Annotated in this window: 13 protein-coding genes; 7 read left to right on the top strand and 6 right to left on the bottom strand. The window is 70.9% G+C overall.

Features of this window, described 5'->3' with window-relative positions:
• On the bottom strand, positions 1–1,729 hold a 1,729-nt coding region (gene lysS / locus IEY95_RS37375; RefSeq protein ID WP_189190660.1), incomplete at its 3' end, for a lysine--tRNA ligase.
• 193 nt (positions 1,730–1,922) lie between these two features.
• Here lysS and argS point away from each other — a divergent pair.
• Entirely contained in the window at positions 1,923–3,692 is a 1,770-nt protein-coding gene (gene argS, locus IEY95_RS37370; protein ID WP_189190659.1) for an arginine--tRNA ligase, read from the top strand.
• Positions 3,693–3,745: 53 nt separating this feature from the next.
• Here argS and IEY95_RS37365 read toward each other — a convergent pair whose 3' ends face one another.
• On the bottom strand, positions 3,746–4,717 hold the full coding sequence (locus IEY95_RS37365) for an ArsR/SmtB family transcription factor (protein WP_189190658.1): 972 nt from the start codon (positions 4,715–4,717) through the stop codon (positions 3,746–3,748).
• Positions 4,718–4,976: 259 nt separating this feature from the next.
• On the opposite strand from IEY95_RS37365, the gene IEY95_RS37360 reads away from it, so the two are divergent.
• The 3 genes from IEY95_RS37360 (at position 4,977) to IEY95_RS37350 (ending at position 7,569) form a co-directional block, all read left to right on the top strand.
• On the top strand, positions 4,977–5,870 hold the full coding sequence (locus tag IEY95_RS37360) for a DUF4253 domain-containing protein (RefSeq protein ID WP_189190657.1): 894 nt from the start codon (positions 4,977–4,979) through the stop codon (positions 5,868–5,870).
• A 114-nt stretch (positions 5,871–5,984) separates the two neighbouring features.
• A complete protein-coding gene (locus IEY95_RS37355) occupies positions 5,985–6,638 on the top strand; it encodes an RNA polymerase sigma factor (RefSeq protein WP_189190656.1) in 654 nt (217 codons plus the stop codon).
• Positions 6,631–7,569: a CU044_5270 family protein gene (locus IEY95_RS37350; RefSeq protein ID WP_189190655.1), complete on the top strand. Its 939-nt coding sequence runs from the start codon at positions 6,631–6,633 to the stop codon at positions 7,567–7,569. The genes IEY95_RS37355 and IEY95_RS37350 overlap by 8 nt, the downstream gene beginning before the upstream one ends.
• A 131-nt stretch (positions 7,570–7,700) precedes the next feature.
• Here the strand turns inward: IEY95_RS37350 and IEY95_RS37345 are convergent, their stop codons facing one another.
• Both IEY95_RS37345 and IEY95_RS50460 read right to left on the bottom strand, forming a co-directional pair.
• Positions 7,701–8,918 carry an aminotransferase-like domain-containing protein gene (locus IEY95_RS37345; RefSeq protein WP_189190654.1) on the bottom strand — a complete coding sequence of 406 codons (1,218 nt, stop codon included), beginning with the start codon at positions 8,916–8,918 and terminating at the stop codon, positions 7,701–7,703.
• A 231-nt stretch (positions 8,919–9,149) separates the two neighbouring features.
• A complete protein-coding gene (locus tag IEY95_RS50460; protein ID WP_308429383.1) occupies positions 9,150–9,557 on the bottom strand; it encodes a DUF4232 domain-containing protein in 408 nt (135 codons plus the stop codon).
• On the opposite strand from IEY95_RS50460, the gene IEY95_RS50455 reads away from it, so the two are divergent.
• Positions 9,556–9,780 carry a hypothetical protein gene (locus IEY95_RS50455; protein WP_308429382.1) on the top strand — a complete coding sequence of 75 codons (225 nt, stop codon included), beginning with the start codon at positions 9,556–9,558 and terminating at the stop codon, positions 9,778–9,780. The genes IEY95_RS50460 and IEY95_RS50455 overlap by 2 nt on opposite strands.
• A gap of 268 nt (positions 9,781–10,048) precedes the next feature.
• On the opposite strand, the gene IEY95_RS37335 is transcribed toward IEY95_RS50455, so the two are convergent.
• Positions 10,049–11,374, bottom strand: a complete 1,326-nt coding sequence (locus IEY95_RS37335; protein WP_229703609.1) for a transcriptional regulator — start codon at positions 11,372–11,374, stop codon at positions 10,049–10,051.
• 213 nt (positions 11,375–11,587) lie between these two features.
• On the opposite strand from IEY95_RS37335, the gene IEY95_RS37330 reads away from it, so the two are divergent.
• Both IEY95_RS37330 and IEY95_RS37325 read left to right on the top strand, forming a co-directional pair.
• Entirely contained in the window at positions 11,588–12,310 is a 723-nt protein-coding gene (locus IEY95_RS37330; RefSeq protein ID WP_189190651.1) for a DUF4232 domain-containing protein, read from the top strand.
• Positions 12,311–12,410: 100 nt separating this feature from the next.
• Entirely contained in the window at positions 12,411–13,298 is an 888-nt protein-coding gene (locus tag IEY95_RS37325; RefSeq protein WP_189190650.1) for an NAD(P)-dependent oxidoreductase, read from the top strand.
• Here the strand turns inward: IEY95_RS37325 and hemB are convergent.
• Positions 13,284–14,282: a porphobilinogen synthase gene (gene hemB / locus IEY95_RS37320; RefSeq protein ID WP_189190649.1), complete on the bottom strand. Its 999-nt coding sequence runs from the start codon at positions 14,280–14,282 to the stop codon at positions 13,284–13,286. The two genes, IEY95_RS37325 and hemB, sit on opposite strands and share 15 nt — an antisense overlap.
• Positions 14,283–14,456: the final 174 nt, after the last annotated feature.

Raw genomic sequence — 14,456 nt, 5'->3', positions numbered from 1 at the left:
CCAGCAGCTTGCGCACCCGGTCCTGCCCCACGGCCAGCAGCAGCGTGGGCAGCCGCGGCCCCGTGTCCCGCCCGACCAGCAGGTGGTACAGCAGCGCGAAGAACGTGCGCTGGGCGACCTTGATCTCCGGCGGCAGTTCCTTGGCGGTGGCGTCGGCGGGGAAGCCGGCCTGGACCTTGGGGACGCCGTAGACGAGGTGGGTGAGGCCGTCGAGGGACCAGTTCGCCTCCAGCCCCTCCAGCAGCAGCCTCAGCGACTCGCGTCCCTGCTCGTCGAGCGACTTCAGGAGTTCCACGTCGGGCTCGTCGCGCACGACGGTGCGCTCCTCGGCCGGAACCTGCGTGTTGATCCAGGTCTCGGCCCTGTCGAGCCGGGGCCGGACCTCGTCGAGCGAGGTGAGCGGGTTCTCGGGGTCGAGCTCGCTCAGGATCCGCAGGGCCTGGTCCTGGTGGCCGGCGGTGACGTCGGCGACGGAGGCGAGGGTGCGGTATGGCATCGGGCGGGGCGTCTTGGGCAGCTCCCCGGCCGCGGTGCCGACGGCACGGGCGTACGCGGCCGCGTCGGCCGGGAGTACGGACCCGTCGGCCACCTTGCCCGCCAGCTTGTCCCACTCGTCGTACAGCCGCTGGATCTCCTGGTCGAAGGCGATCTTGAACGACTGGTTGGGCCGACGGCGGGCGTACAGCCAGCGCAGCAGCTGCGGCTCCATGATCTGGAGCGCGTCGGCCGCGGTGGGCACGCCGCCCTTGCTGCTGGACATCTTCGCCATGCCGGAGATGCCCACGAACGCGTACATGGGCCCGATCGGCTGCTTCCCACCGAAGATGCCCACGATCTGGCCACCCACCTGGAAGCTCGACCCCGGAGACGAGTGATCGACACCGCTGGGCTCGAAGATCACGCCTTCGTAGGCCCAGCGCATGGGCCAGTCGACCTTCCAGACCAGCTTGCCGCGGTTGAACTCGCTCAGCCGCACGGTCTCGGAGAATCCGCAGGCGGAGCAGGTGTACGTCAGCTCGGTCGTCTCGTCGTCGTACGCCGTGACGGTGGTCAGGTCCTTCTCGCACTGCCCGCAGTAGGGCTTGTACGGGTAGTACCCGGCGGCCGAGCTGCCGTCGTCCTCGGCGGCGGCCCCGGAACCCTCGGCGGCCTCGATCTCGGCCTCGTCGAGCGGCTTCTGCTGCTTCTTGGCAGGCGCCTTCTTGGTCCGGTACTGGTCGAGGATCGCGTCGATGTCACCGCGGTGCTTCATCGCGAAAAGGACCTGCTCGCGATAGGCACCCGAGGTGTACTGCTCGGTCTGGCTGATCCCGTCGTACTCGACGCCGAGCTCGGCCAGCGACTGGATCATCGCGGCCTTGAAGTGCTCGGCCCAGTTCGCATACTCCGAGCCCGCCGGGGCCGGCACGGACGTCAGCGGCTTGCCGATGTGCTCGGCCCAGGACTCGTCGATACCGGGGACACCGGCCGGCACCTTGCGGTAGCGGTCGTAGTCGTCCCAGGAGAGCAGATGGCGCACGGTGTACCCACGCCGGCGGATCTCGTCGGCGACGAGGTGCGGCGTCATGACTTCCCGCAGGTTGCCGAGGTGGATCGGCCCGGACGGCGAGAGCCCGGACGCGACGACGACCGGTTTGCCCGGGGCCCGACGCTCCGACTCGGCGATGACCTCATCCGCGTAACGGGAGACCCAGTCGGTGGTCTCGGTGCTCTGAGCCACGATCGGCACGTCCTTCTTTCTGATACGCCAGTACGGCTGACCGCACCATTCTCCCAGCTCGGGCGGGAACCGCGAAAACGGCTTTTCACGGGACCCGGCGGCGCGTCGCGGGAGCGCGTCTTCGGCGCGAAATTCGCTTGTTGCCCCGTGGGATACTGGCGGGGTCCATCTGAATTCCTTCGAGGAGAACGGCATCCGCTCCATGGCCTCGGTCACGTCCCTCACCGCTTCCGTCCACCAGCGCCTCGCGGACGCCCTCTCGGCAGCCCTGCCGGAGGCCGGTTCCGCGGACCCGCTGCTGCGACGAAGCGACCGGGCCGACTTCCAGGCCAACGGGATCCTGGCCCTCGCGAAGAAGGCGAAGGCGAACCCGCGCGAGCTCGCGACGCAGGTCGTGGCCCAGGTCGCGTCGGGCGACGTGATCAAGGACATCGAGGTCTCCGGCCCCGGCTTCCTGAACATCACGATCACCGACAAGGCGATCACCGAGAACCTGGCCGCGCGGTACGCGGACGCCGATCGCCTCGGCGTGCCCTTCGCGGAGCACCCGGGCACCACGGTGATCGACTACGCGCAGCCGAACGTGGCGAAGGAGATGCACGTAGGTCACCTGCGGTCCGCGGTGATCGGCGATGCCGTCGTCCAGATCCTGGAGTTCGTCGGCGAGTCCGTCGTCCGCCGCCATCACATCGGCGACTGGGGCACCCAGTTCGGCATGCTCATCCAGTACCTGATCGAGCACCCGCACGAGCTGGACCACAAGGGCGGCGAGGTCTCCGGCGAGGAGGCCATGTCGAACCTGAACCGGCTGTACAAGGCGGCGCGGGTGCACTTCGACTCCGACGAGGAGTTCAAGACGCGGGCGCGGCGCCGGGTGGTGGACCTCCAGGCGGGGGACCCCGAGACGCTGGCTCTCTGGCAGGTGTTCGTCGACGAGTCGAAGATCTACTTCTACTCGGTCTTCGACAAGCTGGACATGCAGATCCGCGACGCGGACGTGGTCGGCGAGTCCGGCTACAACGACATGCTGGACGAGACGTGCCGCCTCCTGGAGGAGTCGGGCGTGGCGGTCCGCTCCGACGGTGCGCTGTGCGTGTTCTTCGACGACGTGAAGGGCCCGGACGGCAACCCGGTCCCGCTGATCGTGAAAAAGTCCGACGGCGGCTACGGCTACGCGGCGACGGACCTCTCCGCGATCAGGGACCGTGTCTTCAACCTGAAGGCCTCGACCCTCCTGTACGTGGTGGACGCCCGCCAGTCCCTGCACTTCAAGATGGTCTTCGAGACCGCGCGCAGGGCGGGCTGGCTGAACGACGACGTGAAGGCCCACCAGCTGGCCTTCGGCACGGTCCTCGGCAAGGACGGCAAGCCGTTCAAGACGCGTGAGGGCGAGACGGTGCGGCTGGTGGACCTCCTTGACGAGGCGATCGAGCGTGCCACGACCGTCGTACGGGAGAAGGCCGAGAAGGTGGGCCTGAGCGAGCAGGAGATCGTCGAGAACGGCCGGTACGTCGGAATCGGCGCCGTGAAGTACGCGGACCTCTCCACGTCTGCCGTCCGGGACTACAAGTTCGACCTGGACCAGATGGTCTCGCTGAACGGCGACACGTCCGTGTACCTCCAGTACGCGTACGCCCGTATCAAGTCGATCCTGCGCAAGGCGGGCGAGGCACGCCCGCTCGCCCACCCGGAGCTGGAACTGGCACCGGCCGAGCGCGAGTTGGGTCTGCATCTGGACCGCTTCGCGGAGACGATCGCGGAGGTCGCCGCCGAGTACGCCCCGCACAAGCTGGCCGCGTACCTGTACCAGCTGGCGTCGCTGTTGACCTCGTTCTACGACAAGTGCCAGGTCCTCAGCGACGACAACCCGACGGAGGTCGTCGAGAACCGCCTGTTCCTCGTCGACCTCACGGCCCGCACCCTGCACCAGGGCATGGCGCTGCTGGGCATCAGGACGCCCGAGCGGCTCTGATCCACTGATCGCGGCAAAGGGGTGGCACCGACCGGTGCCACCCCTTTGCCGGTTCATCCCTTGACCCCCGTGGTCAGCAGGTCCAGGCCCAGTGGCGTGCACGCGTGCCGGACGGCCTTGCCGTCGCGCTGGGTGGTGATCAGGCGGGCGTCGCGCAGGGCCTTGGTGTGTTCGGAGGCCGAGGACTTGCTGATGTCGAGTTCGCGGGCGAGTTCGCTGGTGGTGCGCTGGCGCGTGAGGAGTTCCAGGGCGGCCGCGCGGGTGCGTCCCAGGAGCGCGTCCAACGGGCTGCTGTCGTGGGCGGCGCGCTCCGCGAGGAGCGGGAGCGGGGCGGCGGCTCCGTAGATCAGGATGCCCGGGGCGTCGTCGTACGCGGCCACCAGCGGGTGCCCGGTCCACACGGTGGACGGGAGCAGGGTGACGCCGTGGCCCGAGAGTGCGATGTGTCGGTCCTCGGGGGTGTCGAAGACCAGCGTCGTGCCGTCCCAGCGGCCGCCCGGACCGAGGCCGGCCAGAGCGATCCGGATGCCGTGCTGCGCCAACAGCCGGGTCCGCCAGGCGCGTTCGGCGTCGAAGGCGGACTGGATGTGTTTCCAGGAGTCGGCGAGGAGACCGTCATAGGCGGCGCGCAGGGCTCGCTCCAGCTCCTCCCAGGACTCTCGGTCCCGGTCGGCGAGTCGTCGTATCCAGGGGGTCGGCCGCAGCACCTCCGGGACCCGGCCGTCGAGTTCCGCGCGGACCCGTTCGGTGGGGGTCGACAGGACGGTGTCCAGCCCTTCTTCCAGACCCCGGCTGAGCGGGTCGAGGAACATGGGGCCCCGGGCCGTGGGCGGGATCAGGTCCAGCAGGGGGCGGGCGTCGGCGGGGAACGTCTGCCGCGCCCGGTGCTGCCAGCGGCTCAGCACAGGAGACGGAGCACGGCGTCGCAGCGCGGCGACGGCGAGCCCGAGCTCCATCAACGGGGCGGGTTCCGGCGCGAACGCCACGCGCAGCAGGTCCTCCGCCGTGAAGTGCAGCCGCAGCATTCAGTCCCCCACGGTTCCCGAAGTCCTCGCATTCCCCGCACAGTTCGGCCTGGGCCGAAACCATCGCGGCCCTGGCAGATCCCCCGAATTATGGGCAGTGCGGCCAGCGGGACGGAAGTAGCGAACTGGACTGGACGAGTTCGAGGCCGTCCCGGTTCGAGGGGGAGGGCCCCGGCCGGGTGGACCAAGTCGCAGCAAACCACCCGGCCGGGATCCCGCTCGCGTCGCGCTGTCAGTGGCGGGCCCTAAAGTCACCGGCATGGCGACTCTTCCCAACCCGCTGCCCCAGCTGGCGGCCGACCCGAGCGGGCGCGCGCTCGGGCTTGAGCTCCCGCCCGGGAGACTGATCGACGCGACCGACGAGGGCCCGTGGCACGAGCCGTTGCTGTGGCATGCCGACGGGACGGCGCGGCCCGGCGGCTGGGCTGCGCTGGAGCCCGCCCGGCGGACGTCCGGCCTGCTCCCGCTGCTCATCGACGTCGGCGGCAGCCAAGGCGGGCCCGGGGAATGGGAGTTGATACCCGGCGAGGTGTCGTATCCCGGGGATCACGACGCCGAGGAGGTGCTCGCGGAGTTCTGGGAGGAGTACGCGGCGGACGAACTCGCCCCGGCCGAGGACTATCCCGGCAAGGAAGCCGTCGAGGAAGCCGTCGTCGCGGTGTTCGGTGAGCAGCCGGCGTACGACGAGACGGTCGCGCCGTACGGTCCCGAGTGGCCGGGCCTGGCGCCCGCCCCCGAGCGGGACGCCGACCCCGACACCCGTGCCGCCGAGATCGCCGACTCCCTCGCGGACAGCGGCACTTGGCTGAAGGATCCGCGCCTCGCCCTCGTCCCGGCGCGCCGCAGCGCGGACATCCCGGCGGCGATCGGCTGGTCGGGCCCGATGAACTACGAGAATGACGTGGCCCGCCTGTGCGCGGTCCTGCGCTCCTGGGAGGACCGCTTCGGGATACGGGTGGTCGCTCTCACCTTCGACCAGCTCGTCCTGTCCGTGGCGGCCCCGCCCACCACCATGGCCGAGGCCGAGGCGGTCGCCGCCGAGCACTTCGCCTTCTGCCCGGACAACATCACGCAGGGCCACCACGAGGCGCTGCGCGCGTACGCGGCACACGAGGTGCTCGGCAAGCAGGCGTGGTCCTTCTGGTGGGACTGAGTCCCCGCCGGAGCACAGGATGCGCCGAACTGGAACTCGATCGCGGGCATCGGCCAACAGCAGGTGACCCTGCCCGCGTCTTCGAGGGAAATCCATGAGCCTAAGAGGCGACCAGTGACCGCCTCACCGAGCGTCGGAGTCCATCGTGCCGTCCGCACGGACGCGCACTCCGACTCCGACGCCTCGGTGATCGAACGGTCCTGGGACGAGCCCGACGCGTTCGCCGTGCTCTTCGACCGCTACGCCGACGACATCCATCGGTACGCGGCCAGGCGGCTCGGCACCGAAGCGGCCGACGACCTGATGGCCGAGACCTTCGTGATCGCCTTCCAGCGGCGCCGCCGCTACGACCTGTCGAGGCCGCAGGCGCGGCCTTGGCTCTACGGGATCGTCACCAACCTCGTCGGCCAGCACCGGCGGGCCGAGGCACGCCGCCTCCGGGCGCTGTCGCGGGTCGCCGCCACGGCCCCCGGCGAGGGCAGCGGCGGCGAAGCGATGGCGGAGCGAGTGGCCGACCGGGTCAGCGCCGAGAGCGCCCGCGCCGCATTGGCGGGAGCCCTCGCCAAGCTGCCGGCCCGCTACCGGGACGTGCTGCTGGTGATCGCCTGGGGAGATCTCGACTACACGGAGGCCGCGGAGGCCCTGGGCGTACCGGTGGGCACCGTGCGCTCACGACTGCACCGGGCTCGAAGCAGACTGCGCGAAGCCCTGGGCGGGTCGGACCCCACAGCCCTTCAAGAGGTTCACGAGGAGCCCGATCATGCATGACCTCACATCGGTGCGGGAGTTGGAGGCCGACACCCCGCCGCTGACCGACGAGGCCCGTGCCGCAGCCCGCGCCCGACTGCGGAGCGCCGTCACCCGGGAGACCCGCGGGGGGATCGCCGTCGCCCTGCCCAGGCGGCTGGTGTTCCGTATCACCATCGCCGCGACGGCCGCCGCGGCAGTGGCCGGAACCACCGTTGTCGCCGTCCACGGCAAGGACTCGGACACGCCGCGGATGACCCCGCTCAGCGCGGCGCAAGTGCTGCGCAAGGCCGCTGACAAGTCCCGGTCCGACAGCGCCGAGATGCCCATCCCGCGCAACGACCAGTACCTGTACACCAAGGAGGTCACCACACGGACGTACCAGGGCGGGAAGGTCAAGAAGTTCACGGACGAGAGCTGGCTCTCGGTGGACGGCTCCAAGCCCTCCCGGTACAGCTACACGGGCAGGATCCTGAACGAGCCGCCCATGTCCCAGCACGAGGTGCGGTGGCCGCCCACCGAGTACGCGAAGCTGAAGAAGTGGCCGACCGACCCCGACGAACTTCTCGAAGTGCTCAGGCACGGCGGTGCCGACTACCCCCATCGCGACCAGATGGCGTACATGGACGCGGTGCTGCTGATGCGCGGCCCGCGGGTCATGCCGCCGGGCCTGCAGGCCGCCGCGTTCGAGGCCGTCGCGAAGCTGCCGGACATCAAGATCGACAACGACGAGGTGGACGCCCTCGGCCGGCACGGCATCGGGATCTCCTACCCCACGATGTCCTTCGGCCTCGTCTTCGACCGGGACACCTATGCCTACCTGGGCCTGCGCCAGAGGGGCCACACGGCGGGGAAGGTCGTGAAGGGAAAGGAGCAGCCCGGCGTGAGGTTCACGGAGGTCAAGGGCCTCGTGCAGTCGGGAGTGGTGGACAAGATGGGCCAGCGTCCGTAAGAGGACGGGACGGTCACGACGGGAGGGCCGACACGGAGCGGCCGACACGGGAGGGCCGACACGGGACGGCCGACAAGGAGCGGCCGACACGACACCGGGCAGCCGTATCCGTATGGCTATCGGCAACCCCCTTAGCGGCGCAACCCCTTCGCCAGCCGTCGCAGTCCCTCCGCGATCTCGTCCGGGGTCTGCGTGACGAAGCAGAGCCGCAGGGTCGCGGGGTCCGGCTCGCCGGCGTAGAACGGCGCCCCGGGCACGTACGCCACGTCCTGCTTCACCACGCGCGGGAGCAGGGCCGTGGTGTCGTACGACTCGGGCAGCCGGGCCCAGAGGAACATGCCGCCCTCGGGCCGGGTCCAGGTGGACCCGGCCGGAAGGGCATCGGCGATTCCCGCGAGCATGGCGTCGCGCCGCTCGCGGTAGACGCCCGCGACCCGGGCCACATGGGCGTCCAGGTCCCGGTCGGTCAAGTACCGTGCGGCGGCGAGCTGGTTGACGGTCGGGGTGTGCAGGTCGGCGGCCTGCTTGGCGACGGCGCAGGCCCGGCGCAGCGCGGCGGGCGCACGCAGCCAGCCGAGCCGCATCCCGGGCGCCATCACCTTGGAGAACGACCCGAGGAGCACGGTCCGGTCCCCGGCGCCGTCGTAGGAGGCGATCCACGGCACCCGCTCGCCCTCGAAGCGGAGCTCACCGTAGGGGTCGTCCTCGACGATCCACACCCCGCATCGCGCGGCCACGGCGGCAACCGCGGCCCGCCGCTCGGCCGCCATGGTGCGGCCGGTCGGGTTCTGGAAGGTCGGCACGGTGTAGAGCAGCTTGGGGCGCTCCCGTGTCACCAGTTCTTCCAGTGCCCGCGGATCGATGCCGTCCGCGTCGCCCGGCACGGCGATCACCCGGGCTCCCGCGAGGCGGAACGCCTGAAGTGCCGCCAGATAGCAGGGGTCTTCGACGAGCACGGCGTCGCCGGGTTCGAGCAGCGCGGTGGCCAGCAGGGACAGTGCCTGCTGCGAACCGGTGGTCACCAGTATCTCGTCGGCTCCGGTCGCCAGACCGCGCCGGCTCGTGCGCTCGGCCAGCGCGGCCCGCAGCCCGGGCTCTCCCTCGGTCGTCGCGTACTGCAGCGCCCGCTCGGGCACCTCCGCCAGCACGTCCCGGTACGCGGCGGCGATCCCCTCCGCGTCGAACAGCTCCGGCGCGGGCAGCCCGCCGGCGAAGTTGATCACCTCGGGCCGTGCCGTGACCGCGAGAATGTCCCGTACCGGTGACCCCCCGACCTCGGCGACCCGCGTGGCGAGCGGGGGCAACGGCGAGCCGGCGCTCACGGCTTCGACATGCTCGGCAAGGGTCACGGCGCGGCTCCTTCTGCTTCGGCTACTGCGTGCAGGCAGCCTAGGAGGGTAGCTGCCCTCTACACCGGTCAATTCCGCGATGCGGACGCGGGAGCCACGTAGCCTGCGGCACCCGGCCGTGGCGGCGTACACGTCGATGTCCGCGTTCGATGGGCGCCTCTCCCTGGAGAGTGAGGTCATTCAACGGGCAACGACCTGACTCTCCAGGGGACTTGACAGTGCCCGGGGAATTCAGGAGGGCTTCGTCGCGGATACGGCGGTGACGGTCACCTTGTCGTCGCACTCGGCCAGGACGCCGTCGTCGAGGGCGACTTGGTGTGACCCCGCGGCCGGGAGGCCCACCACCAGGGTCGGATAGGTGACGGGCGTGGATCCGGACACGCAGTAGCCGTCGGCCTCACCCTGGACCTGGACGAACGTCAGCTTCGTCCATGCCTTGCCACCCGGTGCGACCAGCACCTTGGAGGCCGAGCCCGACGGGGTCACCTTGAGCGGACGGTTCTTCTCCGGGGAACCGTTGCCCGCCCCCGCCACCGTCGGATGGCCCTGCACGACGCACGGCTTGCCGGACACATTGGTGAACTCGACGATCGCCGCTCCGGTCCCGGTGCCCTCCGGCCGGACGCCGGCCTGGTACATGGACGCCTCCAGGTCCGACACGCCACACGTCTTCGCGGAGGCGGTCGCCGTCGCGGACGCCGAGCCGGCGGCCGATGGAGCGGCGCTCCCCGCGGGCGGCGTCGACGAGTCCGTGCCGGCGGGTCGCGACGCCGTTGGCGTCGGGGCGCCGGAGGAAGCCGCCGGCTTGGCCGGTACACCCGACGGCGATGCGGCCGACCCCGCCCCGTCCCCACCGGGCTGACACGCGGTCATGAGCAGGGTGGCCGCCGACGCGGTCACCATGGCCAGAGCGGCTCTGCGGATACCCGTCCGGTGCTGCGTCCCGTTCTGCATGAAATCCCCCGAAGTAGAAGTTCAGGTACCTGTCTCTCATCGGCACCCGTCGCTTCAGAGCGCAGTGCGGGCTTCGGGGGTTCACCTGTTCGGCGGTCTGTGGCACGACGGTGACAGAGCACGTCCGGGACCGAGACCCAGGGCCCGTCCTGCGGATGACGTCGGAGGCGCGGGGCCTAGCCGGCGGGAGCCGTCTCCCACTCGCTCCCGCCCAGCGGATAGTCGTACGCCGGCCGCCCCGCGTTGCCGCTCGTGCGGAACGTCTTCCCCTTGTCGTCGATCCGCACCGTCCCGTGCCGGTTCCCGCTGGACCAGTCCAGCTCCAGGTACCAGCTCACGTCGTGCGCCAGCGCGTCCGCGAACACGTAGAAGACTTCGGGATCGGACTCGCTGACCTTGTAGGGGAAGTCGCGCTGCCCTGCCTTGGGCGTGGCCGCGGGCCGCCCCGCGTCGAGGTCCACGTGGAACGAGGCGGTCTCCACGCCACCGCCGCACCCGACACCCATCGCGTAGTCGTTCCAGGCGAGCGGCGCGCTCTTGCCCACCACGCGCACATGCAGCGCCTCCAGTACGACGGTGGCCTTCCCGGTGCCCTGCACCGTCAGCGCGACCATCTGCTCCCCGCCGGGGACCCCGCCGAGCGCGTTGACCCAACCGCGCGCGTCCGACTCGGTCGGCGGCGGGGGCACTTGCGCTGCCTTCCGGTTCACCAGGTAGTGCTGGCTGCACGGGCCGTCCCACTTGTACGGATTGGTGGCGACGGTCGGTGCGGTGGCGCCCTCCTCGGTGGCCATGTCGCCGGCGTCACCGTCCCGCACCGCGGCCCCACCGCCCCGCGAGGCGGACGCCTCGGGGCTGCCACTGCGCGAAGCGGATACCGAGGGGGACGGGGGCTTCGCGCTCGACGAGGCGCCGGCATCGGACGGGCTGGGGGTGTGCGACGCGGCGGCACCCACGGACGTTCCCTTGACACGGCCGTTGCCGCCCTTGCCGGGCACAAGGTTCACGACGAGTGCGGCGGACACGACAGCGGCGGCCACAGCGGCGCCGGCGAGCACGACGGTACGCCGCCGCCCACCGCCTGCAGCTTCCGGATCCGGCCCCGGTTCCCATACGGCATCGGGTGCGCCCGCATTCGGGGCCTGCGCGGCTGAGGTCTCCGCCGCCGGGCTCTGCACGGCAGAAGTCTCCGCCGCCGAACTCTCCACCGCCGGGGTCTCCGCGGCAGAAGTCTCCGCGGCCGGGATCTCCACCCCCTTGCGCCCCCGCAGCACATCGGCCCGCACCCACCTCCGGTGAAGCTCCACCAGCTCCTCCGGAGTCGCCCTGCACAAGCGGGCGAACCGCTCCACGGGCGCGTAATCCGTCGGTACGGCATCCCCGTTGACGTACCGGTGAAGCGTCGACGCACTCACATGCAGCCGCTTGCCGAGCACCCCGTAACTGAGTCCGGACCGCTCCTTCAGCTCCCTCAGCAGCTCCGCGAACTCGTCCCCCGCCACCGTTCCTCCATCCCCCGTGTCCCGGGCCGCGTTCCAGGGGAACATCATTCCCCCAGGTCAGACCCCGTGCGAACGTTCCGGCGTCCCGAAAACCCCGGCAACCGTGGCGGCCGGGACGGATCACCGCACAAGCTGGGGTCATCCAAGCACGCCGCTCCCCTCGACCGGTCGAGCGGCCACCTCAACCAGCCACACCACACAGGGGGATCACCCATGTCCGCACGCACCGCCCGCACTCGTCTCCTCGCCGCCACGACGGTCGCGCTCGCCGCGCTCGCCCTCTCGGCGTGCGACAACGGGAAGGGCGTACGGGACGAGGGCCCGTCCTCCGCGTCCAAGCCCTCCACTCAGCCGAGCCGGTCGGCGCCCGCCGGGGGCTCGACGGCGAAGCCGGCCGGGAACACCGGCGGCACGACGGGCGGCACCACGAGCGGGTCCACGGGCGGCTCCACGGGCGGCTCCACGGGCAAGGGCACCGGAGGCACGACCGGCGGATCCACCGGCACGTCGAACGGCGGCGGCAGCACGCGCAACACCCCCTGCAACGGCGCCAACACCAAGACCACCGCCACCGAAGTCTCCCGCCCCCTCAACCACCTCCTCCTCACCGTCACCAACACCGGCTCGAAGAACTGCGACCTCACCGGCTACCCCATCGCCCGCTTCGGCGAGGCCCAGTCGGTCCCCCCGGTCGCCGAGGAGACCCACCCCCAGGCGGTCGTCACGCTCGCTCCCGGCGAGTCCGGCTACGCGGGCGTACTCCTCTCCGCCGGCGACGGCAGCGGCGGGAACGGCTACACGGCCAAAGCGCTCACGGTCGCCTTCGACAAGGGCAGCAGCGCCCGGCCGACGCTCCCCTCGAAGGGCGTGTACGTCGACGACAAGCTCACGGTGACGTACTGGCAGCAGAGCCTGGACGACGCGCTGGCCTACTGAGCGGAGCCGAGGGCTGCCGAGCATCACTTACCAAAGGGTCAGCAGCTGACGAATAAGTGGGTACTTGTGGCGAGTTGGGGGTCCGACCAGCATGTTCGTCATGACGACCTCACCCGACGATCACGCCAAGCCCCCGGTCGGCGTCCTCGGCCTCGGCCTCATGGGCACGGCCCTGGCCGCCGCCTTCCTGAAGGCGGGCCACCCCACGACGGTCTGGAACCGCACACCGTCCAAGACGGGCCCCCTCACCGCGCAGGGCGCCATCCCGGCCGAGACCCCCGCCGATGCCATCACGGCCGGCCCCCTCACCCTCGTCTGCCTCACGACGTACGACGACGTGACCGAACTCCTCCGCCCGCACAGCACCGACCTCACCGGCCGCACCCTGGTGAACGTCACCAACGGAACGCCCGTCGAGGCAAGGAAGTTGGCGTCCTGGGCGGAGGAGCACGGCATCGCGTACGTGGACGGCGGCATCATGGCCGTGCCGCAGATGATCGCCACCCCGGCGGCGTACATCCTCTACAGCGGCGACGAGCGGGCGTACGGGAAGCACCACAGCACCCTCGCCGCCCTTGGCGGCACCCGCTGGACCGGCACGGATCCGGGCCTGGCGGCCCTGTACGACCTGTCCCTGCTGACAGGCATGTACGGCATGGTCGCGGGGGTGGCCCAGGCCTACGCGCTGATCCGCTCGGAGGGCATCCCCGCCGGGGAGCTGGCCCCCCTGCTGAAGGACTGGCTGACGGTGATGGCGAACGGCCTGGTGCCCGGCACGGCACACGCCGTCGACACCGGCCGCCATCTCACCGACGTCTCCAGCCTCGCCGTGAGCCGGGCGGCCTTCCCCGGCCTCCTGCACACCTTCGCCGACCAGGGCATCCGCACCGAACTCCTCGAGCCGATGCGCGAGTTGCTGGACCGGGCCGTCGCCGAGGGGTACGCGGACGACGGCCTCTCACGTCTGGTGGAACTACTGGCGTCCTAGCTTCTGTGCGACTTCGGTGGCCCAGTAGGTGAGGATGTTCTGCGCACCCGCCCGCTTGATGCCGGTCAGGGTCTCCAGGATCGCCTTGTCCCGGTCGATCCAGCCCTTCTCCGCGGCCGCCTCGATCATCGAGTACTCGCCGGAGATCTGGTACGCGGCGACGGGCACGTCGACCGCGTCGGCGACCTTCGCGAGAATGTCCAGGTACGGGCCCGCCGGCTTGACCATCACCATGTCGGCCCCCTCCTCCAGGTCGAGGGCCAACTCCCGCAGGGACTCCCGCGCGTTGGCGGGATCCTGCTGATACGTCTTCCGGTCGCCCTTCAGCGAGGAGGCGACGGCCTCCCGGAAGGGGCCGTAGAAGGCGGAGGAGTACTTGGCGGTGTAGGCGAGGATGGCGACGTCCTCGCGCCCGATCTGGTCGAGGGCATCCCGGACGACCCCGATCTGGCCGTCCATCATGCCGCTGGGCCCGACGATGTGCGCACCGGCGTCGGCCTGGACCTGAGCCATCTCGGCGTACCGCTCCAGGGTGGCGTCGTTGTCGACGCGCCCCTGCTCGTCCAGGACCCCGCAGTGCCCGTGATCGGTCGTCTCGTCGAGACACAGGTCGGACATCACCAGCAGTTCGTCGCCGACCTCGGCGCGCACATCGCGGATCGCGACCTGCAGAATCCCGTCCGGATCCGTCCCCGGCGTCCCGACCGCGTCCTTCTTCTCGTCCTCCGGCACGCCGAACAGCATGATCCCGGAGACCCCGGCCTCCAGCGCCTCCACGGCCGCCTTCCTCAGGCTGTCCCGGGTGTGCTGCACGACCCCGGGCATCGCCCCGATCGGCACCGGCTCGCTCACGCCCTCCCGCACGAACGCGGGGAGGATGAAGTCGGCGGGGTGCAGGCGGGTCTCGGCGACCATACGCCGCATCGCGGGCGAGGTACGCAGCCGCCGCGGCCGCGTACCGGGGAAGGATCCGTACTTCGTCATGCTCTCTACGCTACGCCCGCTCCACCGGCCCCCTTGCCGACAGCTTGCCGGTACGTGTGGCAGGGACTGGGCAGTTCCCCGCGCCCCTGAAGGGGGCGCGGGGAACTGCGCGACAAGCCCCCACACACCCGCAGCCGACAGGCTGGTACGGGACGGGCAGGGGCGGAGGGGGCG

This window comes from Streptomyces albiflavescens (genome assembly GCF_014645835.1).
In the GTDB taxonomy this organism is placed as follows: domain Bacteria; phylum Actinomycetota; class Actinomycetes; order Streptomycetales; family Streptomycetaceae; genus Streptomyces; species Streptomyces albiflavescens.
The sequence above is the reverse complement of the archived record's forward strand: the minus strand, read 5'-3'. Positions and strand labels throughout refer to the sequence as shown.

Coding starts and splice junctions, on each gene's coding strand:
- argS (WP_189190659.1), top strand. CDS start 1,923: ATGGCCTCGGTCACGTCCCTCACCGCTTCCGTCCACCAGCGCCTCGCG.
- IEY95_RS37365 (WP_189190658.1), bottom strand. CDS start 4,717: ATGCTGCGGCTGCACTTCACGGCGGAGGACCTGCTGCGCGTGGCGTTC.
- IEY95_RS37360 (WP_189190657.1), top strand. CDS start 4,977: ATGGCGACTCTTCCCAACCCGCTGCCCCAGCTGGCGGCCGACCCGAGC.
- IEY95_RS37350 (WP_189190655.1), top strand. CDS start 6,631: ATGCATGACCTCACATCGGTGCGGGAGTTGGAGGCCGACACCCCGCCG.
- IEY95_RS50455 (WP_308429382.1), top strand. CDS start 9,556: ATGGACGCCTCCAGGTCCGACACGCCACACGTCTTCGCGGAGGCGGTC.
- IEY95_RS50460 (WP_308429383.1), bottom strand. CDS start 9,557: ATGTACCAGGCCGGCGTCCGGCCGGAGGGCACCGGGACCGGAGCGGCG.
- IEY95_RS37330 (WP_189190651.1), top strand. CDS start 11,588: ATGTCCGCACGCACCGCCCGCACTCGTCTCCTCGCCGCCACGACGGTC.
- IEY95_RS37325 (WP_189190650.1), top strand. CDS start 12,411: ATGACGACCTCACCCGACGATCACGCCAAGCCCCCGGTCGGCGTCCTC.
- hemB (WP_189190649.1), bottom strand. CDS start 14,282: ATGACGAAGTACGGATCCTTCCCCGGTACGCGGCCGCGGCGGCTGCGT.